Source organism: Paraburkholderia solisilvae, assembly GCF_902859875.1.
Classification (GTDB): Bacteria; Pseudomonadota; Gammaproteobacteria; order Burkholderiales; family Burkholderiaceae; genus Paraburkholderia; species Paraburkholderia solisilvae.
The window spans coordinates 23,653-33,171 of record NZ_CADIKF010000072.1 but is presented as its reverse complement, the minus strand read 5'-3'; the positions used below and the strand labels follow the sequence as shown (position 1 = coordinate 33,171).

9 protein-coding genes are annotated in these 9,519 nt (G+C 62.4%); 6 read left to right on the top strand and 3 right to left on the bottom strand.

Features of this window, described 5'->3' with window-relative positions; genetic code table 11:
- The first annotated feature begins 249 nt into the window (after nucleotides 1-249).
- The 3 genes from imuA (at nucleotide 250) to HV675_RS29375 (ending at nucleotide 5,663) form a co-directional block, all read left to right on the top strand.
- Nucleotides 250-957 (top strand): translesion DNA synthesis-associated protein ImuA, encoded by a 708-nt coding sequence (gene imuA / locus HV675_RS29385; RefSeq protein ID WP_175114972.1) that lies wholly within the window; start codon nucleotides 250-252, stop codon nucleotides 955-957.
- A complete protein-coding gene (locus HV675_RS29380; RefSeq protein WP_175114971.1) occupies nucleotides 887-2,386 on the top strand; it encodes a Y-family DNA polymerase in 1,500 nt (499 codons plus the stop codon). The genes imuA and HV675_RS29380 overlap by 71 nt, the downstream gene beginning before the upstream one ends.
- Nucleotides 2,387-2,456: 70 nt before the next feature.
- Nucleotides 2,457-5,663 (top strand): error-prone DNA polymerase, encoded by a 3,207-nt coding sequence (locus HV675_RS29375; protein WP_175114970.1) that lies wholly within the window; start codon nucleotides 2,457-2,459, stop codon nucleotides 5,661-5,663.
- Between the two features lie 187 nt (nucleotides 5,664-5,850).
- Here the strand turns inward: HV675_RS29375 and HV675_RS29370 are convergent, their stop codons facing one another.
- Together HV675_RS29370 and HV675_RS29365 are read right to left on the bottom strand one after the other, a co-directional pair.
- The gene (locus HV675_RS29370; RefSeq protein WP_175114969.1) at nucleotides 5,851-6,849 is read right to left on the bottom strand and encodes a dTDP-4-dehydrorhamnose reductase family protein; all 999 of its coding nucleotides are present in this window, start codon (nucleotides 6,847-6,849) and stop codon (nucleotides 5,851-5,853) included.
- Nucleotides 6,846-7,055, bottom strand: a complete 210-nt coding sequence (locus HV675_RS29365; RefSeq protein ID WP_175114968.1) for a cation transporter — start codon at nucleotides 7,053-7,055, stop codon at nucleotides 6,846-6,848. Before HV675_RS29365 ends, HV675_RS29370 begins: the two co-directional genes overlap by 4 nt.
- 135 nt (nucleotides 7,056-7,190) lie before the next feature.
- Here HV675_RS29365 and cueR point away from each other — a divergent pair, with 135 nt between their 5' ends.
- From cueR to HV675_RS29350, 3 genes are all read left to right on the top strand, one after another.
- On the top strand, nucleotides 7,191-7,622 hold the full coding sequence (gene cueR, locus HV675_RS29360) for a Cu(I)-responsive transcriptional regulator (protein ID WP_175114967.1): 432 nt from the start codon (nucleotides 7,191-7,193) through the stop codon (nucleotides 7,620-7,622).
- Between the two features lie 280 nt (nucleotides 7,623-7,902).
- The gene (locus tag HV675_RS29355; RefSeq protein WP_175114966.1) at nucleotides 7,903-8,049 is read left to right on the top strand and encodes a DUF3563 family protein; all 147 of its coding nucleotides are present in this window, start codon (nucleotides 7,903-7,905) and stop codon (nucleotides 8,047-8,049) included.
- Nucleotides 8,050-8,232: 183 nt separating this feature from the next.
- The gene (locus HV675_RS29350; RefSeq protein WP_175114965.1) at nucleotides 8,233-8,610 is read left to right on the top strand and encodes a hypothetical protein; all 378 of its coding nucleotides are present in this window, start codon (nucleotides 8,233-8,235) and stop codon (nucleotides 8,608-8,610) included.
- A 47-nt stretch (nucleotides 8,611-8,657) separates the two neighbouring features.
- On the opposite strand, the gene HV675_RS29345 is transcribed toward HV675_RS29350, so the two are convergent.
- Nucleotides 8,658-9,503, bottom strand: coding sequence for a 23S rRNA (adenine(2030)-N(6))-methyltransferase RlmJ (locus HV675_RS29345; protein WP_175114964.1), 846 nt, complete (start codon nucleotides 9,501-9,503; stop codon nucleotides 8,658-8,660).
- Nucleotides 9,504-9,519 lie beyond the last annotated feature (16 nt).

The window sequence follows — 9,519 nt, the reverse complement described above, 5'->3', positions numbered from 1 at the left end:
TGATAGTGCGGATTGCCCGTGTGAAAGTAGGTAATCGTCAGGCTCCTCCTGCCTCATCCCGCGACCCCGCCCACCAAAGGCGGGGTCGTGGCGTTTACGGCCTCCAGCGCCGCCGCTCCCCTTCCTCTGGTCTCATTAATCAGACCTTCGCCTCAAGCTCGCCGTCGATTCACCTCGAAAAGTACCCCTTCAGAGCACCCGAATTACGTGTAGGATACTGTACAAACATACAGGTTTTTCCTACGATCGATGTCATCCGCCGCTATTCCTGCCGAAGAAATTCACCCGGCGCTCTGGCGAGCCTCGCAGCTTGCGCATGGACGTGGGAAGACGGTCGACACGGGCTTCCCGGTACTGTCCGCGGAGTTGCCCGGTGGTGGCTGGCCGGTCGGTGAACTGGTCGATTTGATGGTGGATCAGCCGGGTGTCGGTGAAATGCGGCTCCTGCAGCCCGCATTCAGTGTGCTCGACGAGCGGCCTATCGCACTGATCAAACCGCCGCATATTCCAGATGGCCCGGGCCTGAACTATATCGGACTGTCACTCGAACGGCTGCTGCAAATCAAGGCGACGAAAATCACCGACGCCCTATGGTCCGCCGAGCAGATCCTTCAGGCCGGCAGTTGCGGTGCGGTGCTGCTGTGGGTGCAGCATGCGAAAGCGTCGTCATTACGGCGTTTGCATCTGGCGGCTCAATCATCCGGGACGCTATTCATCATGGTCCGGCCGCTCACGGCCGCGCAGGACGCATCGCCGGCTCTGTTGCGGCTCTCGCTAAGACCGTCAGCAGAAGGCCTGATGGTCGACATTGTGAAACGACGAGGTCCCTTACGCGCAGCGCCTCTGTCGATTTCCCTGCAACCCACCCCTGTTTTGTATTCCCGTCATGCGCGTCTTTCTCGCCGTTCATTTGCCGAAGTTGCCCCTCGAAGTCTTCCAGCCGAAGTGGTTGCGTGATGATGCAGACGCAGCCGCGGTCAAGGCGGCGCACGGCTGCGCCGTGCTGGAAAAGGGCGTGGTGGTGATCGTCGATCGCGCGGCCCGGGCGGTAGGGGTGCGCGTGGGCATGAAGCGCGCGGGCGTGAATACCCTGTCTGCGCAGACGCGTTTATACGAGCGCGATAGCGCACGCGAAAACGCCGTGCAGCGGGAAGTCGGTATCGCACTGATGAAGTTCTCACCGGATGTCGCGTTGCTCGACGAGGCGACCGTGATCGTCGAAGTCGGCGCGAGTCTGCGGCTTTTCGGCGGCATGCTGTCGCTGTACAGGCTGGTAAAAGCACTGCTCGATACGTTTGGACTAAGCGCACGCATCAGCGTGGCGCCGACCGGCCAGGGCGCGTGGCTGCTGGCGAAGCATGGCAACCGGAGAGTACTGCAGATCACATCGCTTGAACGCGCACTCGCGCCGTTGCCGATGTACGCGGTGCCGGAGATCCGCCCGTTTGCCGACTGGTTCACGGGGCTCGGCTGCGCGTCGATTGCCGACGTGCGTCGTTTGCCGCGTGCCGGCTTGCAGCGTCGTTGCGGCGAACATCTGCTCGATTCGCTGGATCGCGCATTCGGTCTGGCGCCGGAGCTATTCGACTGGCTCGAACTGCCGCCCACTTTTTCCGCGCGCATCGAATTGCCTGACCGGCTCGAACAGGCGGACGGCGCGGTGTTTGCCGCGCATCGGTTGCTTGCGCAACTATGCGGCTGGTTATGCGCGAAGCAACTTGCAGCGGCCGCCGTGACGTTTTCTTTCGAACACGAGCGGGGCAGGCAGGCGCTCGCGCCGACCTTGATCGAAATCGCGCTCGGCGAACCGACATGGCGCGAGGAGCATCTGTTGCGGCTGGTGAAAGAACGTCTGCATCGCGCGGAGTTGCCGGCACCGGCTATCGCGCTGCGGCTCGACGCGACGAAAATCGCCTCGGCGCAGCCCGTCAACGATAACCTTTTCCCGGAGCCGGGCGGCACACCGGAAGATCACGCGCGCCTGCTCGAATTGCTGATTGCGCGTCTGGGTGTGGAGAACGTGCTGCGTCCCGCACCGACGGCCGATTACCGTCCGGAAGTCGCGAACCGCTGGGTGCCGGTCGGCGCTCGTGAAAAGAAGAGTGTGTTGCCGCAGAGTTTGCCGCGCCCGACATGGATGCTGGAGACACCCATACGCCTGCTGACGCGTCAGAACCGGCCGTTCTATGGTTCGCCGCTGCGGCTGGCGTCGCCGGCCGAGCGAATTGAAGCGGGCTGGTTCGACAACGGATTGATCACGCGCGACTACTACGTCGCCCAAGCCGAAAACCGCAGCTGTTACTGGGTCTATCTCGAGCGCGTCGGCAGCCGCGCGGCCGAAGAAGAGCAGGAGCAGCGCTGGTTCCTGCACGGCCTGTTCGGCTGACCGGCCATCGCGGACAAGCGGCGCATAAACGGCGCACAAACAGCACACCCGCAACGGGAACACACGGACCATGGCCCCCACTTCCATTCCGCCCGCGACACCACCTGTCGACACATCCTCCGTCGAGCCGTCCGCTGCGTCTTTTACGCTGCCGGCGTATGCCGAGCTGTTCTGCTTTTCCAATTTCACGTTTCTGCACGGTGCATCGCATGCGGAGGAACTGGCGCAACGCGCGGCAGAACTCGGTTACGCGGGACTTGCGATTACCGATGAATGTTCGCTGGCCGGCATCGTGCGGGCGCACGTCGCGGCGAAGGAAACGGGCCTGCCGCTCATCGTCGGTTCGTATTTCCGGCTGCGCAATGCCGACGGTTCGCCGGCCTTCGGATTGATTCTGCTGGCACAGAACCGCGAGGGCTACGGCAATCTGTCGGAGTTGATCACGCTTGCGCGCAAGCGTGCGCCGAAGGGCGAATACCGGCTGACGCCGCACGATCTGTCGCGGCCCGATCGCGATCACGCGCATTTGCGCGGCATGCCCGATTGCCTGGCGATTCTGGTGCCCGAGTTCCCTGCGCGAGAAGACGCGCTCGAAGCGCAAATCCAATGGCTCGACGAGACGTTTCCCGAGCGCGCATGGGTGGGCCTCGTATTGCATCAGCGCGCGATGGATGACATCCATCGCGGCTCGGTCGAATATGTCGCGGATCGCCTGCAGGTGCCGGTCGTTGCGCTAGGCCATGTGGTGATGCACGTGCGCTCGCGCAAGCCGTTGCAGGATACGTTGACGGCCATCCGTGTCGGCAAGCCGGTTCACGAATGCGGTTACGATCTTGCGCCGAATGCGGAGCAGCATTTGCGTTCGCGAGTGCGCATCGCCAATCTTTATCCCGAGCATACGGTGCGCGAGACGATCAGCGTGCTTGCGCGCTGCACGTTTTCGCTCGCCAGTCTTCGCTACGAATATCCGGACGAACTCGTGCCCGCCGGTTTCACGCCGACCGCTTATTTACGGCATGAAACGTATCAGGGCGCGCGGGGGCGTTTTCCGTCGGGCATTCCATACGAGGTCCAGCGTCAGCTCGAGCACGAGCTGACGCTGATCGAAGAACTGGAATACGAGCCGTACTTCCTGACGGTCTACGACATCGTGCGTTACGCGCGCAGCCAGCACATTCTGTGTCAGGGGCGCGGTTCGGCGGCCAACTCGGCAGTCTGCTATTGCCTGGGCGTCACCGAAGTGGATCCGGCGCGCAGCAATATGCTGTTCGAGCGGTTCATTTCGAAGGAGCGCGGCGAGCCGCCCGATATCGATGTCGACTTCGAGCACCAGCGGCGAGAAGAAGTCATTCAGTACATCTACAACAAATATGGCCGCGATCGCGCGGCGATCGCGGCGGCGGTGTCCACTTACCGGCCGCGCGGCGCGTTGCGGGAAACCGGCAAGGCGCTCGGCATCGATCCGCAGATTGTCGACAAGGTGGCGAAGTCGCATCACTGGTTCGACTCGAGCCGCGATCTGCTCGCGCGTTTCGAAGAGTCCGGGCTCGACCCGCAGACGCCGCTCATTCAGCTGTGGGCGAAACTGGCCTCGCAACTGCTCAACTTTCCGCGGCACCTGTCACAGCATTCCGGCGGTTTCGTGATCAGCCGCGGCAAGCTCACGCGACTCGTGCCGGTCGAGAATGCGGCGATGCCGGAGCGTTCGGTGATCGAATGGGACAAGGACGATCTCGAATCGTTGGGTCTGCTGAAGGTCGATGTGCTTGCGCTCGGCATGCTGTCGGCGATTCGCCGTGCGCTCGATTTTGTCGCGCAGCGGCGCGGCGAAGACTTCGAAATGCAGTCGATTCCGCTGGAAGACGGGCAGACGTACGAGATGATCTCGCGCGCCGATACGGTCGGCGTGTTCCAGATCGAATCGCGCGCACAGATGAGCATGTTGCCGCGCTTGCGGCCGAAAAAATTCTACGACCTCGTTATCGAAGTCGCGATCGTGCGGCCCGGGCCGATCCAGGGCGGTGCGGTGCATCCGTATTTGCGCCGGCGGCAAGGGCTCGAGCCCACAACGTACCCGAACGATAAGCTGATCCCGGCGCTCGGCCGCACGCTTGGCGTGCCGATTTTCCAGGAGCAGGTGATGCAGGTCGCGATCATCGCGGCCGGTTTCACGGCCGGCGAAGCCGATCAGCTGCGCCGCGCGATGGCGGCATGGAAGCGCAAGGGCGGGCTGCAAAAGTACTACGACCGGATCGTCAACGGCATGCAGGAGCGCGGCTATGAGCGGAGCTTTGCCGAAGCGATCTTCGAGCAGATCGAGGGCTTTGGCGAATACGGTTTTCCGGAGAGTCACGCGGCAAGCTTTGCGCTGCTCGTGTACACGAGCAGCTGGCTGAAGCGCCACGAGCCTGAAGCGTTTCTCGCGGCGATGCTCAACAGCCAGCCGATGGGGTTTTACTCACCGTCGCAGCTCGTGCAGGACGCAAAGCGCCACGGTGTGAAGGTGCTGCCGGTCGACGTCACGGTGAGCGGCTGGAACGCATCGCTTGAAATGCTCGACGGCGCGGAACGACCGGCCGTGCGTCTCGGGCTTTCGCTGTTGCGCGGGATGAAGGATGGCGCCGCGGAGCGCATCGAGATTTCACGCGCGGTGCGGCCGTTCGACAGCGTGCATGATCTTGCGCATCGCGCGCAGCTCAATCGCCACGATCTGCACGTGCTGGCGGACGCCAACGCGCTTGCGACGCTCTCCGGCAATCGACGCGAGGCGTTGTGGCAGTCGGTCGCCGCGGTGCCCGACAAGGACCTGCTGGCCGCCGCGGCGGTCAGTGACGAGACGCCTGCGCTGGGCGCGCCATCGGAGGCGCAGGACATCGTGGCGGACTACCGGTCGGCGGGCCTGACGCTCGGGCGCCATCCGCTCGAGCTGTTGAGATCGCAGTTGCTCGAACATCGGCTGATGCCGGCTGCGACGCTCAACACGTATCGCCATGGCCGGCTTGCGCGCGGCTGCGGCATCGTGACGGTCCGACAGCAGCCGGGGACCGCGAAAGGCGTGATCTTCGTGACGATCGAAGACGAAACCGGCAATGTCAACGTGATCGTATGGCCGAAGCTCGTCGAGGCACAGCGCAAGGAGCTGCTGGGCGCGTCGCTGCTGGCGGTGTACGGCGTCTGGCAACGGGAGGGTGAAGTGCGACACCTCGTTGCGCATCGGCTTGTTGATATGTCGCATCTGCTCGGCGGGTTGCAGTCGACGAGCCGGGATTTTTGCTGAGAGGTTATGTTTGATATGTTGGACACGGGGCCAATACGCCCGACACGTCAGTCACACCCGATGCCACGCGCCACAGCACGAGCCTGCACCATGGCGATACGTATTGAGCGTCGCGGCCCACATCAGCCGATGTTCGAGCAACTGCGATCCCAGCAGCTCGAACCGACGATGCCCGAACTCGAGCACGCTATGCTCCGCTTCGCGCTGCCTCGCCTCGCCACGGAAAATCGACGAGCACCTGCCGGATCGCGACATCGAACGGCGTGCGGCGGCCAATGCCGAGCGCTTCGAGCACGCCCGAATCCAGATGGCAATCGCGCGGACGCGGCGTTGCATCCGCCGGCGTGGACTGCGGCGCGAGTCGAGCGTCGATTTGCAGCGCGTCGGCAAGGCGCCGCGCGATGTCGTACTTCGTCATCGGCTCATCGCCGGACCATTGTGTGATGCCGCATACCGGTTCGCCGCGTGCATGCCGTTCGAGCATCTGCATGACGACGAACGCGACATCGGGCGTGAAGGTCGGATAGCGGGTCGCCCATGCATCCATCACGGCAGCCTGTGTGCCTCGATGCGTACGTGCGAGATCGTCGCGTTGGTGCGCGGCTGCCTGGACAGGCTCAGATGCCGATGCTGCGATCGCCGGCACAAGGCTCGTGACAGCCGACTCCTGCCAGCTCACGATCGGCCCGTACAGCAGCGGCAAGCGCAGCACGCAACCATTGCTAGTCGAGTCGAAGAGTGCCTGTTCGCCTTCCAGCTTGCTACGGCCATACGCATTGATCGGCGCCGGCGGCGCGTCGTGGCGATAGGGCGGCCGGGTGCCATCGAACACGTAATCGGTCGAGATCGACAGTACCCACGCGCGATGCCGATGCGCCGCATTCGCAATCGCGCGCACCGCGTCGACATTCAACGCGCGCGCGAGCGCCGGATTGTTCTCGCAAACGTCCGGACGGCGCTCGGCCGCCGCGATCACAACCGCGTCCGGCGCTTCCGCATCGACGAAGCGGGTCACCGCTTGCGTATCGCGAATATCGAGCGCGATCTGCGGCGCGCGCGCATGCGCGAACGCCGTTTGCACGATTTGCCAGCTTGTCTGTTGCGACAGTTGCGCGGCAATCGCGCGGCCGAGCAGGCCAGACGCGCCGATCAAAGCGACTTTGAACCTACGCCGGCCTTCGCTCATTGATTCGCGACGGCAACGACCGTATAGCCCGCGTCGTCGATCGCGTCTTTCAGCATCTCGACCGATGCGGTCGAATCGACGGCGACTTTGCCTGCCGCAAGGTCGACCTGAACGCGGGCTGTCGCGTCGCGCTCGCGGATCGCGCCGGTGACGGCCGACACGCAATGCTGGCAGCTCATGCCCTCTACGTTGAATTCGATGGTCATTGCGGATTCCTTCTGCAAAAAGGTGCTGAGATGGTTTGGATTATGCCTGCTGATCCCCAACTGCGAGCTCGGGCTTCCCAACATGGGAAGGTGTAGGATCGGACGGCGCACGGTGATCAACGAGGGGCAAGCGACATGAATATTGGCGAAGCGGCACGCGCGTCGGGTGTGACGGCGAAAATGATCCGCTACTATGAAAGCGTCGGCCTGCTGGCGGCGAGAGAGCGTACGGCGGCCGGATATCGCGTGTACGGAACGCAGGAGGTTCATTCGCTGCGCTTTATCCGGCAGGCGAGGCGCCTGGGTTTTCTCGTCGACGATATTCGCCGCCTGCTCGCGCTGTGGCACGACCGTTCCCGCGCGAGTGCCGAGGTCAAGGTGATCGCGCTCGAGCACGTGACGGAGCTCGACCGGCGCATTGCCGAGTTGACCGAGATGCGCGACACGCTTGCTCATCTTGCTCAACACTGTCACGGAGACGACCGGCCAGATTGCCCGATTATCGAGCGGCTCGCGGCGAGCGACCCCATATCGGACTGCAATGGGTGTCGCGACGAAGTCAGTTGATAACAGCGACGCTTGATCGCGATCTGGTGCCACGATTGGCACCAATTTGGTGCTAATGGGCGGACAACATCCCGCGCGTTGGCAGTGATTCTTAAAAAGACAGTTTTGAATCAACCGTTTGCTCTGACGAAAATCGCGCACCATTCCAAACCGGAATGCACCGGATTCAGGCATTTCACTGGCGCATGGGCAATGGATGACTATAATGCGGGTTAACCCTTTTACGGGAAATCCCTGATGTCCAATCCACCGGGGATTCATCTGATCCTTGGAGTACATCATGATTGCGTATGTCGTCGAAAAACTGAGCAACTGGTTCGAAACCGCAGAACAAAGCCGCCGCGAAGCGTATCTCGCTGAGTCGACGGATATCGTTCAGCTCGAACAGCGGATTCGCGAACTCGAATCCAACGGCTATTCGCTGTAAGCCGGTAGTCGGCGGCGCCATCGCCGCTGCCAATAAAAAGCCCCGCACCAGCGGGGCTTTTTCATTTCCGGCACCCGTACACCAATAATTGCTAGTCTGAACGTTGCCACTACGGTAAGGTAAAGCGCTTTTTGTATGTTGGCGTTTATCCTTGCCGTTGACCCTTAACCTGACCCGCTCATCATGTTCAAGGTCCGTTCGACTCGTTTCACGACCGCCGCTGCGGCGTCCGTTTTAGTGGCATCGGTTTTTGCCGTTTCGACCGCGTTTGCCGCGGGCGGACAGCCATTGATTCTCGACACACAACATGGCATCAACGATGGCCAAAGCGGCATCGTGCTGCAAAACGCGCCGCTTTCCAGTCAGCCGATCGTGCAGGCCGCACCTCCTGCCCAGCCCGAACAACTGGCGCCCTCGCCTTACAATTCATCGACGCCAATCTACGTGGCGCCGTATATCAATCTGCCTACCAACGGTGGGAACGGCGGACAGCCGCCGCATTCGGGCGGGCCGCATCCACAACCTCCGCGTCCCGCTCCGCAACCCCGGCCGCCGCAATAGCGCGAAAAGCGTAATAAACGGCGCGCGGTAACCGGTTCGACGGCCGCTCAATCCAGCCGGAACTCGACCTTGAACTGCGCCGCCTTGTCTTGCCCGAGCGCTTCGACAAGCCAGGGCATGGTGTCCTTCATCGCTTTCGGTAGCGTATAGGGCGGATTCAGGATGAACATGCCGCTGCCGAATAGCCCGAATCCGTCGGCCGGCGGACTGGACACGGTCAGCGATACATGCAGCCAGTTTTTTTCCTGCAGGCGCTTGAGCTGATCCGCAAACCGCTGCGACTCGGGGCGCGAAACCTGCGGATACCACACCGCATAGGTGCCGGTGGCGAAGCGCTTCAAGGCGTCTTCAAGACAGCTCAGCGTGCGCGCGTAGTCGCGTTTGTCTTCGTATGACGGGTCGATTAGCACGAGCGCGCGTCTTGACGCCGGCGGCAGCAGTGGCTTGATGCCTTCGAGTCCGTCGCCTGCGAAGAGCATGGCCCGCCTGCCGGCATCGCGGAAATTATGGCGAAGCACGTCGATTTCGGTGCTATGCAGTTCGAACAGACGCATTCTGTCCTGTGCGCGCATTGAACGCCACGCAAGGTAAGGCGAGCCGGGATAGTAACGAAGCTCGCCGTCCGGATTGATCGCGGACACTTCCTCGACATACTCGGCGAGCACCGGCGGCAGATCGTTGCGCTTCCACAGCTTCACAATGCCGCTTGCGGACTCCGCGGATTTGGCCGCGAAGCCTTCCTGCAGCGCATACACGCCGGCGCCGGCGTGGGTATCGATATACCAGTACGCCTTGTCTTTCTGGCTGAGATAGTCGAGCAACTGAACGAGGATCGCGTGTTTCAGAACGTCGGCGTGATTGCCCGCATGAAAAGCGTGTCGATAACTGAGCATGGTGGGTCCGGGGCGG